Annotated in this window: 18 protein-coding genes and 1 riboswitch; of the genes, 8 read left to right on the top strand and 10 right to left on the bottom strand. The window is 26.2% G+C overall.

Annotation, left to right across the window (positions count from 1 at the left end; all coding sequences use genetic code 11):
• Nucleotides 1–359: 359 nt before the first annotated feature.
• From ABDZ71_RS07905 to ABDZ71_RS07890, 4 genes are all read left to right on the top strand, one after another.
• Entirely contained in the window at nt 360–833 is a 474-nt protein-coding gene (locus ABDZ71_RS07905; protein ID WP_343760547.1) for a DUF6323 family protein, read from the top strand.
• A gap of 6 nt (nt 834–839) precedes the next feature.
• Entirely contained in the window at nt 840–2183 is a 1344-nt protein-coding gene (locus ABDZ71_RS07900) for a DUF6179 domain-containing protein (protein ID WP_343760546.1), read from the top strand.
• Nucleotides 2184–2386: 203 nt separating this feature from the next.
• Nucleotides 2387–2830, top strand: coding sequence for a hypothetical protein (locus ABDZ71_RS07895; RefSeq protein ID WP_343760544.1), 444 nt, complete (start codon nt 2387–2389; stop codon nt 2828–2830).
• Nucleotides 2831–2905: 75 nt separating this feature from the next.
• Nucleotides 2906–2984, top strand: a riboswitch (ZMP/ZTP riboswitch).
• Nucleotides 2985–3025: 41 nt separating this feature from the next.
• On the top strand, nt 3026–4198 hold the full coding sequence (locus ABDZ71_RS07890) for a phosphoribosylaminoimidazolecarboxamide formyltransferase (protein WP_343760543.1): 1173 nt from the start codon (nt 3026–3028) through the stop codon (nt 4196–4198).
• 93 nt (nt 4199–4291) lie between these two features.
• Here the strand turns inward: ABDZ71_RS07890 and ABDZ71_RS07885 are convergent, their stop codons facing one another.
• The 10 genes from ABDZ71_RS07885 to ABDZ71_RS07840 form a co-directional block, all read right to left on the bottom strand.
• Nucleotides 4292–4510 carry a 2-hydroxymuconate tautomerase gene (locus ABDZ71_RS07885; protein ID WP_343760542.1) on the bottom strand — a complete coding sequence of 73 codons (219 nt, stop codon included), beginning with the start codon at nt 4508–4510 and terminating at the stop codon, nt 4292–4294.
• Nucleotides 4511–4556: 46 nt separating this feature from the next.
• Nucleotides 4557–5558: a S66 family peptidase gene (locus ABDZ71_RS07880; RefSeq protein WP_343760541.1), complete on the bottom strand. Its 1002-nt coding sequence runs from the start codon at nt 5556–5558 to the stop codon at nt 4557–4559.
• 453 nt (nt 5559–6011) lie between these two features.
• On the bottom strand, nt 6012–7475 hold the full coding sequence (locus tag ABDZ71_RS07875) for a sulfurtransferase (RefSeq protein ID WP_343760540.1): 1464 nt from the start codon (nt 7473–7475) through the stop codon (nt 6012–6014).
• A gap of 114 nt (nt 7476–7589) precedes the next feature.
• The gene (locus tag ABDZ71_RS07870; protein WP_343760539.1) at nt 7590–8072 is read right to left on the bottom strand and encodes a hypothetical protein; all 483 of its coding nucleotides are present in this window, start codon (nt 8070–8072) and stop codon (nt 7590–7592) included.
• A 406-nt stretch (nt 8073–8478) separates the two neighbouring features.
• Nucleotides 8479–9105, bottom strand: a complete 627-nt coding sequence (locus ABDZ71_RS07865) for a GyrI-like domain-containing protein (RefSeq protein ID WP_343760538.1) — start codon at nt 9103–9105, stop codon at nt 8479–8481.
• A 93-nt stretch (nt 9106–9198) separates the two neighbouring features.
• Nucleotides 9199–9666, bottom strand: a complete 468-nt coding sequence (locus tag ABDZ71_RS07860) for a VOC family protein (RefSeq protein WP_343760537.1) — start codon at nt 9664–9666, stop codon at nt 9199–9201.
• A gap of 168 nt (nt 9667–9834) precedes the next feature.
• Complete coding sequence (locus tag ABDZ71_RS07855) at nt 9835–10704, bottom strand: methionyl aminopeptidase (RefSeq protein WP_343760536.1); 870 nt, start codon at nt 10702–10704, stop codon at nt 9835–9837.
• A gap of 110 nt (nt 10705–10814) precedes the next feature.
• On the bottom strand, nt 10815–11495 hold the full coding sequence (locus ABDZ71_RS07850; RefSeq protein WP_343760535.1) for a DUF5680 domain-containing protein: 681 nt from the start codon (nt 11493–11495) through the stop codon (nt 10815–10817).
• 459 nt (nt 11496–11954) lie between these two features.
• Nucleotides 11955–12518 carry a cyclase family protein gene (locus ABDZ71_RS07845; RefSeq protein WP_343760534.1) on the bottom strand — a complete coding sequence of 188 codons (564 nt, stop codon included), beginning with the start codon at nt 12516–12518 and terminating at the stop codon, nt 11955–11957.
• 4 nt (nt 12519–12522) lie between these two features.
• Nucleotides 12523–12987 (bottom strand): MarR family transcriptional regulator, encoded by a 465-nt coding sequence (locus ABDZ71_RS07840; RefSeq protein ID WP_343760532.1) that lies wholly within the window; start codon nt 12985–12987, stop codon nt 12523–12525.
• 289 nt (nt 12988–13276) lie between these two features.
• Here ABDZ71_RS07840 and ABDZ71_RS07835 point away from each other — a divergent pair, with 289 nt between their 5' ends.
• The 4 genes from ABDZ71_RS07835 (at nt 13277) to ABDZ71_RS07820 (ending at nt 19671) form a co-directional block, all read left to right on the top strand.
• The gene (locus tag ABDZ71_RS07835) at nt 13277–15322 is read left to right on the top strand and encodes a thioredoxin domain-containing protein (protein WP_343760531.1); all 2046 of its coding nucleotides are present in this window, start codon (nt 13277–13279) and stop codon (nt 15320–15322) included.
• 212 nt (nt 15323–15534) lie between these two features.
• Entirely contained in the window at nt 15535–16737 is a 1203-nt protein-coding gene (locus ABDZ71_RS07830; protein ID WP_343760529.1) for an MFS transporter, read from the top strand.
• 166 nt (nt 16738–16903) lie between these two features.
• Nucleotides 16904–18322, top strand: a complete 1419-nt coding sequence (locus tag ABDZ71_RS07825) for an NAD(P)/FAD-dependent oxidoreductase (RefSeq protein WP_343760528.1) — start codon at nt 16904–16906, stop codon at nt 18320–18322.
• Nucleotides 18323–18414: 92 nt separating this feature from the next.
• On the top strand, nt 18415–19671 hold the full coding sequence (locus tag ABDZ71_RS07820; RefSeq protein WP_343760527.1) for an NAD(P)/FAD-dependent oxidoreductase: 1257 nt from the start codon (nt 18415–18417) through the stop codon (nt 19669–19671).

Here is a 19671-nt window from a genome sequence, read left to right as displayed (position 1 = left end):
AATTATGTGGGCTACTTTTTTATTATTAAAAAAATTTTATGATTATTTTTTAGAGTATAAAAAACTTATTATGAAAGAATTTATAAATTATTTAGAAATTCTATTTATATTAAGAGTATAATCACTGTTTTAGAATAGTGTTAGTATTAAGGCCTGTGGTTTCTAGTAGCCTTGTTTTATATTAACCTGTAATTAAATTAATAAATAAGAGGATCTTCAAAATGAAGGTCCTCTTTTTAACATATTAAAATACATTGACATATACTGGTGTCAATGATAAAATTAATTACAATAAAATATACTAACTTTATCATATCATATTTTAGAATAAAAGTCAATACTTTTAGGAGGATTTTATAATGAAAAATTCTATTGAGTTATTTAAAAGTAATTTGTTAGACAAACAAAAACAAATTTTAAAGGATATAGTTATGTGCAATGAAGTTACATCAGAATATGGATTAAAACTTTCAAAAGAAGATGCTAAAGAAATTATTGATACTAGAAATACAGCTCTTCAAAAAAGTGGTAGAGTAGAATTTAATGGTCAGATTATAAACAAAATTATTATAGCTTTTTATGATTCACCCTACATAGCTAAGTATAATTACAGTGATACAATAAATGAACTTGTAGAGATTTTTTATAATTATAAGAATGAAACTTTAGATTATCTAAGTGATGATGAATTAATAGAAATAATGAAAGATAAATTTAATAATTATTGTGAGGGGTCATTGGAACTTTTAGAAGGAAAAGCTTTATATAAAATAGCTGAAAATATAAGGTATGGTGTACATGATTATACAAATCTTAAAAATGAGAAGGACTGATAAGTTATGGAAAATCACATTCAAAAGTATAATTATTTTACAAATAATAACTTCAGTGAAGAATATTTTTTCAAAGATGTTTTGGAGTTTTGTTATAAAGAAAAATTATTAAATGATAAGATTTTAGCTAAAATATATTATGAAAGAATGGATCTTTTAAAAATAAAATTAAAATATTATACAAAAGATGAAAGTAGTTCAGCAAGAGTAGAAGTTGTCCAAAGTATTTTAGAGTGTATTGATTATACCATAGGAATTTATCTAAAAACCTTTAAGGATATAGAGATTTTAGTAAAAAAATTAAAACATATTAGCTTGTTTGATATGCTATATAAGGGACAGAGCCTTATTAAAAGTAAAATATTAGAAAGCAAATGGTTGTTTAGAAAAATTAATAAAAATAAGCTTAAAGTTAATAATTATTCTTATAGTGATACTATAGAAGGGATTGTTCCATTTTTCAAAGAATATGATGACTTTTTCAAAGCACAAGAAACTCCAGGTTCAATAGATTATCAGCTTTCTATTCAAAATATAAATTATGTAGGTATTGAATATATTTATAACTATTTGTATAACTTAAATTTAGAAAATGAGTTTTGCAGTAAATTTGATAATGATGAAGTAAATAAGCTGTTAAAAGGTTATGATGAAAAATGTGAATTGTTGCTTATAAATATATTTGAGTTAGTTCTTATTAATTCATTGGGATTAGTTATTTGTGGTAAAGATTTAAATAACCTTAATATAAATAATTTAGACAGAATTATTATAAAAAATAAATTAGAAAAATTAGATTTAGAGAAGTTACAACAAGAATTATTAAAAGATGCAAAAATATGTTGTGAAATTTTATGTATTAAAAATAAAGCATTGATATATTATATTGGAAAGGCCACATTAAAGATATCTTCTCTTATAAATGAAAACATAAAAATAAATAAATTAGAAAGAGTATTTATATCTTTTAATGAGGAAAAGAAAAAAGAAATGATTGAATACACAGATAGAAAGAAAATGGAAAACTCTAAATTTAAGAAATTAAGCGAAAAAATTAGAGAATGTCCTATTGTAGAAGGTAAGATTAAATTAATAAAAAATAACATTAAGAGTTTAGAAGATTTAATAGATATTTTAAATGCTGATTGTTTGTTTGAGGATGAGTATACTATATATTTTAAAAGTTTATCCAAAATGGAAATAGTTCTTTTATCTAAATATATATCATATTTAACTTTTGAAGATGAATATGAAAAAGAACCATATTATAAGTTTAATGAGTTTATATCAAATTTAAGTGAGAAGGATCAAAAAAATATAGCTGAAATGAAAAAGAAAATAAATTTATAGGTTCAATGAATTTTTATAATAACTTACTAAAATAATAAAGTCTATAAAATAGATACATTTTTTCTTGCTTTTCATGTATAATTTAAAAAAACATATAATTTTACTTTAATTAGAGAGACTATAAAATAATCTATATAAATTAGTAAAGGTAAATGAAGTTAATCACATAAGAAAAATAATAAAAATGAGAGGAGTAAGAAAAGATGAATAAAAAGCAAATTAAGCTATGGAAAACATTTAGTATAGTATCTATAATATATTCTATTTCAGTAGTTTGGTTAGGACAGTATTTATTTAGCGTTTTTACAAATAGAAGTTTTTATTTAGTAGAAGAATTTCAACCAAGGTTGTTTCAAACACTTATAACATATATACCCTTTGTATTACTATTTATATTTGGTTTATTTAAAATCAGGACAAAAAATTTTAAGAATACCTTTAAAGGCTTAATTTCAGCCTATGTTGTTGGTGGAATTGCATCTATGTTAATGTGGGGATATTATTTTTATGATTCTTACACATATATTATTTATGATAAAATAGGTGGTGCAAATATAGGATTAGGTATGCTTATGATTTCTTCTCCTATGATTATAGTATTACTTATGTGGATAAGTTACTTAATTTTTTCTAAAAGCAGTGAATAATATAAAAAAATAGTGGATTAATAATATTTTTAGCTATAAATATTTTGACAATTGCACTTAATAGTGATATAAAATAATTAGTTATACAACTGACGGAAGTGGAATTAACCACATGAAGTATAGCAAATATGAGCCGACCGTCTGGGCAAAGTGCCTAGATAGTAGGCTCTTTTTTATACTGAAGGAAGTGTATATATGAAAGAATTAAAACTAAAGTATGGGTGCAATCCAAATCAAAAACCATCAAGAATTTATTCAAAAGATGGAGAATTACCAATAAAAATATTAAATGGAAAACCTGGATATATAAATTTTTTAGATGCTCTTAATAGTTGGCAATTGGTAAAAGAATTAAAAGAGGCTACAGGATTAGTATCTGCTGCATCATTTAAACATGTAAGTCCTGGAGGGGCAGCTACTGCCGTTCCTTTAGATGAAACGTTAAAAAAGATATACTTTGTAGAAGGAGTAGAATTATCAGATATTGCTACTGCATATATTAGAGCAAGAGGATCTGATAGAATGTCTTCTTATGGAGATTTTGTAGCTTTATCTGATGAGTGTGATAAGCAAACAGCAACTTTTTTACGACGTGAAGTTTCTGATGGTATTATTGCTCCAGCCTATTCAAAAGAAGCGTTAGATATTTTAAAAAAGAAACGTAAAGGAACATATGTTATTATTCAAATGGATAAAGATTATAAGCCAAGAGAAGTGGAAACAAAAGATTTATATGGAATTACATTTGAACAGAAAAGAAATGATGTAAAGATAACTGAAGATCTATTTAAAAATATACCTACAAAGAATAAATTGATTCCACAAAATTGCAGAAGGGATTTAATGATATCTTTGATTACTCTAAAATATACTCAATCTAATTCTGTTTGTTACGTAAAAGATGGTCAAGCAATTGGCATAGGAGCAGGTCAGCAATCAAGGATTCATTGTACAAGACTTGCAGGAGATAAAGCAGACCGATGGTACTTAAGACAAAATCCTAAAGTATTAAATTTACCTTTTAAAGATAATTTAAAAAGATCTGAAAGAGATAATGCAATAGATGTATACATATCTAATGATTATATGGATACCTTAGCTGATGGAATTTGGAAAAATATTTTTACAAAAAAGCCAGATATTTTTACAAGTAATGAAAAAATAGAATGGTTAAAAAGTCTTAAAGGTGTAGCGCTAGGTTCAGATGCTTTTTTCCCTTTTGGAGATAATATAGAAAGAGCAAAGAAAAGCGGAGTTGATTATATTGCGCAACCAGGTGGCTCAATAAGAGATGATAATGTAATTGAAATATGTGATAAATATAATATTTCTATGGCATTTACAGGAATTCGTCTTTTTCAACATTAATATTTATAGAGAATTTCAATATAGTTATTAGTTAATATTAGATACTAAGAAAAGGGCAAGTCCAAAATAAAAATGGATTTGTCCTTATTAGTTTTATTTAACTCCTTCTTTTCCAAATCCACTTCCGAATTTTTCACTATGAAGTTCTCCTGCAGATGCCCAATTTTCTCTATCATATTCATCTATTAAAACTGTAACCCATTCAGGATATACATCCAAATCTTTAACTATAACATCTGTGATATCTTTGACTAATTTTTTTTTCTGATTAATAGAACGTCCTTTTGATATTTTTACATTAACTATTGGCAAAGTAATTCCCCCTTTATAATGATAGAATAAAGTATAAAATTTTTTATTATTTCATCCAATCTTTAATAATACTTATTTTTTTATTTGTAGCGTCTAAATTTATTTCACAACCTATAGGTAATGTCATCATAGGATGGGTGTGGCAACAATCAAAATCAGCAATAAATGGTATTTTTCTTTCTCCTAATACTTCTAAAAGAATTTCATAAGGCTTTCTTTTGGTATTTAAATCATCAAACAATTCATGTTTTCCAAGAATTATTCCTGAGATTTTGTCTAAAACACCATTTACTTTTAGTAAAGAAAAACTTTTTTCTATTACCGAAGCATCTTTTAAGGAATCTTCTATGAATAGTATATCTCCTTCTTTTATTTCTGGCATATATTCACTACCCCATATTCCTTGTATTGTGTTTAAATTACCACCAATCAATCTTCCTCTAGTAGTACCCTTATAAATTGTAAGCCATTGATTATTAAATTTCTTTTTACTTTTGTTTTGTGTTTCCCAGTTAATATACTCATCAGTCCAATATATAGGTTTTTTTAGCATGTAAGGAAATTCTATTTTATCTATGTTGATTTCTTTAAAATAATCATAAGTCCATTCTACAAAAGGATTTAATTCACCAAAGGATGCTACTAATGCTGGTCCATAGTAAGTGTTTATTCCTGTTTTTGCATATATAGCTAATAATATTGCGGTAACATCTGAATATCCTATTATTATTTTAGGATTTTTCTTAAATGCTTCATAATCTATATATGGAAGAAGTGAATTGGAATTCATCCCCCCAATAGTAGACATGATACATTTTACTTTAGGGTTTTTAATTAGAGAATTTAATTCTTCAACTCTTTCTTTAATGCTTCCTGACCTATAAAAGTCATTTTTGCCTGTTGAAGAACCTTCAAGTATTTTAAAGCCCTTATTTCTTAGAAAATTTTTCCCTCTTTCAAATCTTTTAGGACAGGTATATGTTATAGGTGATGATGGAGAGAAAATACCGATTAAATCTCCCTTTTTTAATTTAGTTAACCTATTCATTTTTTAAGCCCCCTGAAATTTTTAAGTTAACATAGCAAAAATTGAATGTAAAAAAATGTATGTAATCTATTATACATAAAAGCATATAGTGAATCAACTAAATACTAGAATTACATATAAGTAATAAAATATTATATTAAATATGAAAAAAAAATTATACATTATGTTATAATTTCAATTATATTCTTATTAAGGTAATTGTTTTAATATCTTTTTAGTAAAATATAAAATTAATGATACCAATTTATAAAATACATAGGTTTCTCTTTTAAATTTATAGTGTAATTGTAGAAGAGATTATATGACAGTAGTGTGTTATATAAAGTATATAATCATAAATTTAATTTGTTTTAAGCAAAATTTTACTAGTATAATAAGAAAGGATAAATTCAAAATAAAAATGAATTTGTCCTTTCTTATTAATTTTATTTAATTTAATTTATTTATATAATATTAATAATCTGATTTTGGTGTTTCAGGTGCATCTTTAGGAATTCCTTTTTCTTTTCTAGGGGTATCTTTTCTAAGATGCCATTCATACCAACCACCATCATATATAGTTATGTTTTTCCAACCCATTGCTAATGCATATAGATAGGTTTCACTAGCTCTCCAACCTGTACCGCAATGGAAAGATACTTTTTTATCAGGAGTAATGCCCCATTTTTTCCATCTGTTTTTTATAATATTATAGTTAAACATAGTGTCATCTACATTTCTGTAATCTTCCATATGATATGGATCTGAGCCAGCATAGCCATACCTAGAATTAGCTATATCCCCAGGTTCACCTATATATGTATAGCCACTAACTTTTCCTGTGTATTCTGCCCAACTTCTAATAGATGCTACTACAGAGTTTTTATCTTTTACAATTTTTAATTCTTCATTTAAATCAATAAAAACCTTTGGATTATTAGGTACTTTTGTTCCAAAATTTTTAGTGGTAATAGGTTTATTAGGTTCTTTTTCTAAAGGCATATTATCTAATTTCCATCTTTTTATGCCACCATTTAGTATACGAACATCGGAAACGCCTGCATACATCATTACAGCGGCACATCTTGAGGCAGCAGTCATATTAGGTCCATATAAAATTACTAATGTATCTTTTGTTATTCCTAAATCTAAAAGTTTTTTTTCTATTTCTTTATCACTTGGTTTATTCCAAAGTTCCTCTTTTTTTTCTTTAGGTATATATGCATATTCAGATATTGCTCTAGGTCCTGCTATATGATTTAAACTATCATCAATATGTAAAGCACCTTTTATATGACCTTTTTTATAATCAGAAGATTCTTTTCCAAAACTCAAATGAATAATTTTATAAGGTCTCCCATCGTATGTAGCTGGTTTTTTACCATTTACTAAATCATTAACCCATTTTGGATGAACCAATATTTTGTAGTTATCCATTTTTTCTATAGGCAAATTTTCATCTTTTTCCCATGCTTTTATTCCATCTTTAAGTATTGAAATGTTGTTGTATCCTAAATCATTTAATTTGTTAGGTATTTTTGTATCTATTTTTTTATCTGAATATAAAACTATCTTTTTGTCTTTAGTTATATCTCTTCTAGATAATTCTTTTTGAAGCTTTTCATCATCTTTTATTATTGAAAACCATTCTTTGGGAAAATCCACAGCATTTTTTATATGGCCACCTTTATTTCCATTCATACTCCAGCCTATATATTCTTCAGTAGGTCTTAAATCTACGAAGATTGATTTATCATCTTTTAAAAGTAATTTTGCTTTATCCGTACTTATTTCTTTTTTTACGTATTTTGTCTTTTTCTTATTTGAAGATTTATCAGTAGAAGTTTTTTTTGATTCAGTATTTTTGCAAGCTGATAATGTAAATAATACTACAGCAAGTAAAGTAAATATCGAAAATCTTTTTAATAAATTTTTCATCTGTATCCCCCTTAATAGTATAGAGTACTCATAGAAGTATTTTATATTTATATAACTTTAAGATAATAGAGATATTATAAATAATTTATTTGCAATCATTTAATAAAGTTATATTTAGTTTTTTTTGTTAAATAGATATAAAATAGGTGTTGAAATTATAAATGATAGTATATATGATGATAGATTATTTAAATAATCATTTTTTAAAAATTCTAAGTACATAGTTATACTGATTTTTATATGTTCAATAAAATTATAGACTTCAGTGGTATATTGGTAAGTGTATGTAGATGCTATAATTTCTACAAAAGGTATTATAAAGCTTAAGATGAAAATTGTTATAATAACTCTACAAATTTTTTTGTTTTTCTTATGATTTATAATTCCGATAATAGTAGGTTCTAGTAGTTTTGATATAAGAATTATTAGCATGAATTTTTGTCCAATTCCAAAACTATTAAAAATCAAATCTGAAATAATAATTACGAATATTCCCCAAATAGGTCCCAAAAGTGTAGATACTATAACCGTTCCTACAATATTATTTACTAATAAATTAGGAACATAAAAAAATATTTTTGCATATTCTGTAACCAATATTAAGGTTAATCCTATTAGGAAAACTATAGTTTTTAAAATTATATTATTTTTTTCTGTTGGCTTATTTATAATTATTTCTCCTTTCTATTTTAAATAGCAAAAGTGTTAAGATGAGTAATAATCTAATATTAAAAGATGTTAATAAATATTTAACAGTTAGATTATAATTTACCTTTTTATGAAAACGCAAACACTATTTGAAAATAAAATACTTATAAAAATTAGTATTTTGTTTTTTTATTAAAGTTTTTTTAAATAGGATTTGATAGTGAGGATTGTGTCCGTTGATAAGTTCTTATGAAAAAAGTTAAAACACCATAGAATTATGGTGTTTTAACTTTATAAATATAAATAATATAGGGTATTTACTTAATTATATATAAACTAAAAGTATATTGAATAACTACTTACCTTTTTCAACTTTAAATCTAAGTACTGTTTTAAGGTTATCAGTTTTAGTTTTTCTAGGATCTGAAATGTAGATTTCTCTATGGGTTTTGGATATTCTATTTAAGTTATTTTTAATACAAAAGTCTTCCATAATAGAGAAACTTTCAGGTTCTTTGTCATAAGAACCTAAATGCATCATTTGAACGCAAAGTCCATCTTCTAGACTTTTAAATTTTACTTTATGTAGTAAAGGATGAGTTTTTTTCTTTTTTACAATTTGAATTACTTCTTTAGCTAAAGTATCTGTTACAAATTCAGGTTGTCTTATCATAATTGTATAAATTAATTTATCTTTATTTAGTGTGCTTAATCCTCGAGCTTCTTCAGCTAAATCCCAAATTCCTTCAAGTGGAAATACTGTATAATCAAAATATCCTTCAGGGGTTATTCCTTTTTTAGGTAACATTTTTATAGCATATGATAAAGAGTAAAGTACTCCAATTGCTTCAGAATATTTTTCACTATTAGGATTTCCTTCTCCATGAATCATGAAAAAATTAAACTTTGGTATAGTAACAAGTTCAGGCTTATTTTTTGGTAAATATAAATTTTTAGCTTTTTTTCTCCATTCAAATTTCATATTAAATCCTCCTTTAAAGGCTATATTAGAATTATAAAGGAGATTATATGACAGCAGCATGTCATATTAAAATTATATAATGATAAATTTAATTTATTTTAAGCAAGAGTTTACAAAATCAATAGGTACATCCATTCTAGTAGCAGTTTCTTCTATTGATAAACCACTATTTAAAAATCGTTTAACAACAATAGCTATGTTTTCTCCTACTTCAATAATATGTTTATCAGGATCATAAAAACGAACTACACGTTGCCCCCAAGAATGTTCAATAATAGGGTGTACATAATTAATATTTGGCATATTATTTATTTTTTTAATAAAACTATCAAAATCATCCTCTTCAAAATATAGCTCTGCTACATTTCCACCAAAAACAAGTTCATTTTCTTGTTTATTAATAAAAGAAGACCAAGTATCTTTTGTTTGTAATGTAATACCATAGGTTAAAGTTACATTTGCTCCGAAATCAACAACAACATCTAAACCAAGTATTCTATGGTAGAATTGTTTTGATTTTTCCATATTTGAAACAACTATTAATGGATTTGAGAATTTCATAATATTCCTCCTTATTAATATTAAATAAATTATATACAAAATGTGATTGTTTTAAACTTAATTTTTTATATTAAAAAAACATATATTACATAAAAAACATTTAAACTGTAAATTAAGAGTTCTTAGTAAAGTGGATGTTTTTTAGAATATATGTTTTTATTTATATAATTATTTTGATATTATTTCTACACCATCTTCAGTAACAAGTAGAGTATGCTCCCATTGTGCTGAAAGTGAACCATCTTTTGTAAATACTGTCCAGCCATTTTTTTCGTCTATAAATATTTGGTGAGTTCCGGCATTTATCATAGGTTCAATAGTAAACATCATACCTGGTACTAAAATCATTCCTGTTCCTCTTTCTCCTACATGGGAAACAAAAGGGTCTTCATGAATATCAAGTCCAACTCCGTGTCCTCCAAATTCTCTAACTACAGAGTAACCATTTTTTTCTGCATGTTCTTGTACTGCTGCAGCAATATCACCTAAAGTACTATTCCAAGGTTTAATTGATTCTATTCCTTTATACAAAGATTCTTTAGTTACATCTACAAGTCTTTTAGCTTCTTTACTTACATTACCAATTTCAAACATTCTTGAAGCATCTGAGTAGTATCCATTGTATATAGTAGTTACATCAACATTTATAATATCTCCATCTTTAAGAATTACATCTTTGCTAGGTATACCGTGACACACTTCATTATTAACTGATGTACAAAGACTTTTTGGGAATCCTTCATAATTAAGATCAGCAGGTATTGCTCCATGTGATGTTGTAAATTCGTTGGTTAATGAATTTATTTCTTCTGTACTCATGCCTTCTTTTATTTTTTCTCCGATTAAATCTAAAAGACTATTGTTTATTTCTGCGCTTTTTCTTATACCTTCAATTTGTTCAGGTGTTTTAATAATATCTCTTGAAGGGACTATATACCCTTGTTCTGCTAATTTTGTTAGTTTTTCATCAAAATTTAAATGGCATCTTTTATATTTCAAACCACTTCCACACCAGCATTTATCATTTCTATTTAACATATATTAATCTCTCCTTTTATGACTTTGCTTAAGGCCTATTCACATAATTAATTAATATCCTACCTATTTATATGAATATGCTAAAGTGTATTTTATTTTACAATTACTTTTTATTTAATATATCCACCATGAAAATTACATTCATATACCTTTATATCGTTAAAAAAGATTTCTTCATAACCGTTAAACCATTCAAATTCTCCATGGACAATACAGTGATATTTATATTCTTCGTTTTGGTATACCATAGGCCCACGATAAGGATGATCCTTAGGCACTAAAGATAATGCTTCTTTTAAGAAATTTATTGAAAAACCTTTATCAATGATTCTTCCAGTATAATTCATTCCCCAAATAGGAACATCATTTTTTAAGAGGGACTCTTCTCCAATAAATTGTTTTTTACCTACATAAGAACGAGTATATTTTAAATTTTCTTTACTATAGAGTGTTTTATGTGAATTTTGTTTAGAATCATGTGTTTCAATTTCATTACTTTTATATGTGGATTTTTTTGCTGCACACAAAAAATTAATTATATCATTAGTTATATAATTTTTTTTATTTTCTTCTATATATAAACGGCAATTTTCTTCATAATCGTTTACTAATTTATCAATACTTACGTTGAAAATGTTACTTAAGGCAACTAATCTTGCAATATCAGGGTATGATTTACCAGATTCCCATTTTGCAACTGCTTGCCTTGATATACCAATTATTTCTGCTAATTTTTCTTGTGATAGTTTATTTTTTTTTCTTAGTTTTTGTAATTGTTTTTGAAAACTCACTAAATTCACCTCTAAATTAAGTATACTAGTAAATTAATTATATTTCTATCAAGTAAACATAACATTTTTGTCAACCAGAAGTTGCCTTTTCTTTTATTTAAAGAAATCATAAGTTTTTTAATAAATTGCTTAGATTAAAAATAAATTAGCATTTATTAGTGAAGTGCAAATTTTTTTGAAAGTATAGGATTTTGTTTATATAATTAATGATACTAATGGTAAATAGTAAGATTTCCTTAGTGGAAAAGTAAATAAAAAATGAAAGGAAAGTTATTGTCTATATTAACTTATAATAAAACGAATAAATTAATAAATGAAAAATGCTGTTTTCTAAAGTTTTTAAATTATAACAAAAGAACAAGTACAATATGGTAAAAAGACTTGTTCTTTGATAACTTAATTGTACTTGATTTATAATTTAATATAAAAACGAATTACCACATGATTTATGTTGTATTATTAAATTTCAGCAATTACTCTACAAGGCAACCCTGTCATATTTGCAAAATTAATTGGATAAGTATTTGCAGTAAATTTCATTGAATTTTTTTTATTTAAAATCTTGTCTAAATTACAGAGGTTTTCAATGATGAATACACCTTTATCAGCACAATATTGGTCCTTAGGCGTATGTTCTATGCCACGTCTTACACCTGCACAATCAATAGCGATAATTGAAACTTTACGATTGAGTAACTGCTCAATTAACTCATTTGATAATTGTGGATGTGATGTAAAATAAGGTTTTGAACCATACTGATGTTTTTCTATAAACCCTGTGTAGAAAGCAACAAACATATCATCATTAATCAAATTAATATCAATATCTGATATATCAATATCTCTGTTTAATATTTTACTTACATCAAATACTATGCCTTTTCTCTTTGTAAATTCTAATGGAAATTCTTTATTCATTACATCAAAATGAGTACCTAAATGGCCAAAAGAAACAATTTTTTCATTATCTAAAGCATCTTTATTAGATGATTTAGTAACCTTTACACTTAAATCTATTAACATATTATCACTCCTTATGATTTAGCTCTATTATTTGTTTTTCTAAATATTTATTGAATTCATTTAAAAAATTATTTATTGTTTCTAAATCTTTATTATTAAGTTGTTGAAAAAACTTTCTATCTCTTTCTTCCCAGGCAGAATGACGTTTTAGATGTTCATCAAATAAAACTTTGCCTTTTTCAGTTAATTTATAATAAATCTCTTTTTTGTTATTTTTCTTTTTATAGCTTGTAATAGCTTTTTTAGTTAATAATTTTTTTATTATTTTACTTATAGCACTTCTAGTCATTGATAATTTTGATGATAGTTTTGTAACATTAGGATTATCTAATTTACCTATTAGATTAATACAATGAATTTCTGAATATCCATAGCCGTGAAGAAATTCTTTAGAAGTTAATTTAGTTAATATATCTTGTTTTTCATAAAGTTCTTTAAATTTAGGAATTAATAATTTTGAATATGACATAAATCCTCCTTAAGTTTTGTTTCCTTGGACACAATTATAATGTGTTTTTATTTATGTGTCAACAAAAGGAATTAAAGTTAAAATTTAATTTGGAACTTTTTTATATAAATTTGTTTCTATACATTACGTAAAAAATTCAAATTTATTTTGTTAGAATTGTTTATTTTATTTAAGTAGTTTTATTTTGTTTATGATATGAATTACATTATCTAGTTGTTTTGATATATGAATAGTAAATTTTCCTCAGTGGAAAACTAAATTTAAAAATTAAGTGAAAGAAGGGTATTTATTGTCTACATTAACTTACAATAAAGAGAATAAATTAATAGATGAAAAATCTCCATATTTACTTCAACATGCTCATAATCCTGTAGATTGGTTTCCGTGGGGAGAAGAAGCTTTTCAAAAATCAAAAACAGAAGATAAACCTATATTTTTAAGTATAGGATATTCCACATGCCATTGGTGCCATGTTATGGAAAAAGAATCCTTTGAAGATGAAGAAGTAGCAAGTTTATTAAATAATAATTTCGTATCTATAAAAGTAGATAGAGAAGAAAGACCAGACATAGATAATATTTATATGACATTTTGTCAAGCTTATACTGGAAGTGGAGGTTGGCCACTTACTATAATTATGGATCCAGATAAAAAACCATTTTGGGCAGGAACTTATTTGCCTAAGAGAAGCAAATATGGAAGATTAGGACTTATAGAAACTTTAGATCAAGTAATAAATAAATGGAATGGTGAAAGAGAAAAAATAGTTGAGTCTAGCAATCTTATGTTAGATCATATAAAAACATTTCAAAGTATTTCAAAAGATAGTATAAGAGAAGGTATAATAGAAAAAACTGTAGAGGATTTAGAGAAAAATTTTGAATATGAATACGGTGGATTTGGTTATGAACCTAAATTTCCAACACCACATAATATACTTTTCTTATTAAGATATTATAAAAAGACTAAAGATGAAAAAATATTTCATATAGTAGATAAAACTTTAAAAGGTATGTGTAAAGGTGGAATATTTGATCATGTTGGTTTTGGATTTTCAAGATATTCTACAGATAGTAAGTGGCTTGTTCCTCATTTTGAAAAAATGCTTTATGATAACGCACTTTTATGTATAGCTTATACAGAAGCTTATAATGTTTTTAAAGATGAAGATTATAAAGATGTAGCAGAGAAAACTTTAAAATATGTATTAAGAGATATGACTTCAAAGGATGGAGGATTTTACTCAGCAGAAGATGCAGATTCAGAAGGAGTAGAAGGGAAATTTTATTTATGGACTGTTAGAGAAATAAAAGATATTTTAGGAGAAGAAGATGGACAATTTTATTGTAATTTTTATGATATAAAAGAACAAGGCAATTTTGAAGGAAAGAATATTCCTAATTTAATAGGAAATAGTTTGAATAATTACTATGAAAACAAAGAAAAACTAGAAAAAATGAGAGAAAAATTATTTGATTATAGAGAAAAAAGAGTTCACCCATATAAAGATGATAAGATACTAACTTCATGGAATGCTCTTATGATATCTGCATTAGCAATAGCGGGAAGAACTTTTAAAAATGAAGAATATATAAATAAAGCTGAAAGAGCAGTAGATTTTATTTTATCTAATTTAGTAGATGAAAAAGGAAGGATATATGGAAGGTATAGAGAAGAAGAAAGAGCAAATAAAGGAATCTTAGATGATTATTCTTTTCTAGTTTGGGCTTTGATAGAGATGTATGAAAGTACATTTAAAACTAAATATTTAGAAAAAGCTATATATTTTAATAATCAAATGATAGAATTATTTTATGATAAAGATATTGGTGGATTTTTCTTGTATGGGGAAGATAGTGAAAAACTTATAATAAGACCTAAAGAAATATATGATGGAGGAATTCCTTCTGGTAATTCTATAGCACTTTTAAATATGATAAAACTATATAATATTACTGAAAATGAAGATTTAAAAGGGTATATTGATGAAACTTTCAATGCTTTTGGTAAAAATATAAATGAAGGTACTATAGCATATATTTCTTCTATTATGGCGTATATGTATGAAAGATATTCTATGACAAATGTTGTTATAGCAGGGGATAAAAAAGATAAAGAAACAAATAATATGATTGATATAGTTAGGGAAAAATATCTTCCTTTTACTGTATTAACTTTAAATGATGAAGATGAAAATTTATATAAATTAATTCCACATATTAGACAAAAGACAAAACAAGATAATAAAGTAGCAGCTTATGTTTGTAAAGACTTTACATGCCAAAAGCCAGTAGCTTCTATAGAGAAGTTTAAAGAATTACTATCAGATTTCTAATTTTAAAGATTAAACATATAAATATTTTTAAATTTCAGATAGAGTACAATCTCTATCTGAGATTTAGAATGCTAATTTGAAAATTATAAAGTAATTATAAAATTATATAATATTATTAAAATATTAGGATAAAATCTATATTGAAGAGTGTAAATAAAGTAATTCTTAAATTCCTAAGCTAATTGTTTTAAGCTGTTTTAGGGGGAAAAATTTTGATAAAAGAATTAATAAAAGATTATAAAGGATTGCCAAGAGAAATATACATACTTTTTATATCAAGAGTAATAAATAGAATAGGAGCTTTTGTTTATCCACTATTAACTTTGATATTAACAGATAAAATAGGTATACCAAAGGATAGAGCAGGAACTTTTATAACACTTCTTGTTATACTTTCTGCCCCTGGAATGTTTATAGGTGGAAAATTAGTAGATATAATAGGAAGAAAAAAAGTTTTAGTTATATTTAATTCTTTAGGAGCTATAGTGCTTTTTATGTGTGGTTTTTGGAAACATAATATGACTATGGTTTATATATTAGCTTTATCATCTATATTCTTTTCTTTTAGTATGGCATCTCAAGATGCTATGGTAGCAGATATAACTACACCTAAAGATAGAAAGAAAGCTTTTTCACTTTTGTATATGGGTAACAATTTAGGTCTTTCTATAGGTCCTATAATTGCAGGACTTTTATATAAAAATTATTTATCATTGATTTTTATAGGGGATGCAATTACTACATTAATATCAATGGCTTTAGTTCTTATATATGTAGAAGAAACTTTTGATAAAGGAAAGATTAGTGCAAAAGAAAGAGAACTTGAAAGAGAGGAAAAGGGAAGTGTAGTTAGTATTCTTTCTAAAAGGCCTATAATAGTTTATTATGCTTTAATACTTTTTTTCTATAATTTAGGATATTCTCAATGGGGATTTGGACTTCCACTTCATGTAAAAGATATGTTTGGAGATGTTGGTCCTAAGTATTATGGATTTTTATCAGCTTTTAATGGATTTATTGTAATAACTATGACTCCTATAGTTTCTAAATTAACGGATAAATTGAATTCTTTAAAGGCTATGGCATTTGGAGGATTTTTATATTTTATATCATTATTTATGTTATCTTTTATAAATAATTTACCTTTACTTTTTGTATCTACAGGAATTTTAACAATAGGAGAAATTATAGTAATTATAGATTCAGTAACTTTTGTAGCTAATAATAGCCCCGCATCTCATAGAGGAAGATTAAATTCTTTTGTTATGGCTATATATGGAGCAGGAATGGCAGTAGGTCCCTTTGTAATGGGGAAATTATTGATTTTTTATAATATTAATATAGTATGGATTATTGTTTCTGTAGTAGTTTTAGTAGCTGCATCATTAATGAGAATGTTAGTTAAATTTCAGTAGAATTATTTCCAATAAATTTTCTGAAAAAAGGTATTGAAAACATTTAAATGTTGTGATATAGTTGAAATATAGATATTAGGCGGAGAAAAGAGAGCCTTAATTTAAAAAGGGATTTTTATACCCTTTTTAAATTAAGGCTCTTTTTGCGTATATAAGGAGGAGTATTATGTTTGATGTTGTAATTATAGGTGCAGGTGTTACAGGTTCAGCTATTGCAAGGGAAGTGTCTAAGTATGAATTAAAGGCATGTGTTTTAGAAAAAGAATTGGATGTAGCTTGTGGAACAAGTAAAGCTAATAGTGGAATTGTACATGCAGGAGAAGATCCAATCCCAGGAACACTAAAAGCTAAGATGAATGTAAAAGGTAATGGAATGTTTGATAAGCTTCAAAAAGAACTTGATTTTCCTTTTAAAAGAAATGGATCATTAGTATTATGTTTTGATGAAAAAGACATGGATAAATTAGAAGAGCTAAGACAAAGAGGAATAAAAAATGGTGTTCCAGACACTATGAAAATTTTAAATAGAGAAGAAGTTATGAAAATTGAACCTAATTTATCAGATCAAGTAGTGGGTGCCCTTACACTTCCAACTGGTGGAATAGTTTGTCCTTATGAATTTACTATTTCCCTAGCTGAAAATGCAGCAGATAATGGTGTAGAATTTAAATTTGATTCAACTGTAGAAAGTATAGATAAATTAGAAGACAAGTTTATTATAAAGACAAATAAAGAAGAGATAGAAACAAAATTAATAATAAATGCAGCAGGAGTTTTTGGAGAAAAAATAAGTGCTATGGTAAGCAAAGAAAAATACGATATAGTGGCAAGAAAAGGTGAATATATCTTATTTGATAAAGCTGTAGGTGATACTGTTTCAAGAACAATATTCCAACTTCCAACTAAGATGGGTAAAGGAGTTTTAGTTACTCCAACAGTAGATGGAAACTTACTTTTAGGACCAACATCTGTTGATATAGATGGAAAAGATAATGTAGATACAACAAGAGAAGGCCTTGAAAGCATAACATCTAGAGCAAAACGTAGTATAAAAGAAATTCCTATGAGACAAGTTATAACTTCATTTGCAGGCCTTAGAGCTCACGAAAAAAATGGAGATTTTATAATAGGTGAAGCTAAAGATTGTAAGGATTTTATAAATGCTATAGGAATTGAATCACCAGGTCTTACTAGTGCTCCAGCTATAGGAGAATTTATAGCTAATATGGTAGCTGAGAAATTGAATGCAAAAGTAGATAAAAAATTCAATCCAATAAGAAAAGGAATACCTAAGTTTAGAGAAATGAATAATGATGAAAGAAGAGAGCTTATAGCTAAAGATTCATCTTATGGAAAAATAGTTTGTAGATGTGAAACAGTTACAGAAGGTGAAATAAGAAATTCTATAAGAAGAACTTTAGGTGCTAAAACAGTAGATGGTATAAAAAGAAGGACAAGAGCAGGCATGGGAAGATGTCAATCAGGATTTTGTTCTAATAGAACAGTAGAAATATTAGCAGAAGAATTAGGTGTTTCAAAAAATGAAGTAACTAAGTTTGGTAAAGATTCAAAAATGTTATTTTAGTTTATAGAAAAAACTATTGTGATAGATACTTTACGGTGAAAATTTAAAAGGTGGTTATTTTAATTTAAAGAAGATATTGGAGGATTATTATTATGAAGCAATATGATGTAGTTATAATCGGAGGGGGTCCTGCAGGACTTGCTGCAGCTATAAAAGTTAAAGAAGAAGGCGTAGATAATATATTGATTTTGGAAAGAGATAGAAGACTTGGAGGAATACTTAATCAATGTATCCATAACGGATTTGGACTTCATACATTTAAAGAAGAACTTACAGGGCCTGAATATGCTCAAAGATTTATAGATAAAGTCCATGAAATGAAAATTGAATATAAATTAGATACTATGGTATTAAACTTAAGCAATGATAAAGTTATAACAGTTGTTAATGAAGAAGACGGACTTATGGAAATAAAAGCAAAATCTATAATACTTGCAATGGGATGTCGTGAAAGACCAAGAGGTGCTATAAATATTCCAGGAAGTAGATGTGCAGGAATATATACTGCAGGAACAGCTCAAAAATTTGTAAATATAGAAGGTCAAATTCCAGGAAAAGAAGTTGTTATACTAGGATCAGGTGATATCGGACTTATAATGGCAAGAAGAATGACTTTAGAAGGAGCAAAAGTAAAAGCTGTAGTAGAGCTTATGCCATATTCTGGAGGACTTAAAAGAAATATAGTTCAATGCTTAGATGACTATGGTATTCCATTAAAACTTGCCCATACTGTTACAAAGATAGAAGGAAGAAGTAGACTAAAAGCAGTTACTATAGCTAAAGTTGATGAAAAATTAAAACCTATAAAGGGAACTGAAGAGAGAATAGAATGTGATACATTACTTTTATCTGTAGGACTATTACCAGAAAATGAAGTATCAAGAAAAGCTAATGTAAAACTAGGGGTTACAGGTGGTCCTGAAGTAGATGAAACAATGCAAACTAATATAGATGGTGTATTTGCTTGTGGTAATGTACTTCATGTTCATGACTTAGTTGATTTTGTAACAGAGGAAAGTTATAATGCTGGTAAAAATGCAGCAGACTATGTAAATGGTAAAAAAGTTTCAGGTGAAGAAATAGAACTTATAGCTGAAAATGGAGTAGGATATACTGTACCTAAAAAAATTCATAGAAATAATGTAGAAAATACAGTAGATGTTAGATTTAGAGTTAGAAAAGTATTTAAAGATAGCTATATATCAGTTTATTTTGATGGAGAAAGAGAACTTCATAGAAAGAAAAAAGTTATAGCTCCAGGTGAAATGGAAACAGTAAAGCTTACAAAAGCTATGTTTGAAAAGCACAAAGATGCTAAAAAAATTACTGTGAAAGTGGAGGGTGAATAG

It is taken from the genome of Clostridium oceanicum, from assembly GCF_039521385.1.
Lineage (GTDB): Bacteria > Bacillota > Clostridia > Clostridiales > Clostridiaceae > Clostridium_F > Clostridium_F oceanicum.
Note: the sequence above shows the minus strand (reverse complement) of the source record. Positions and strands in the feature narration are given on the sequence as shown.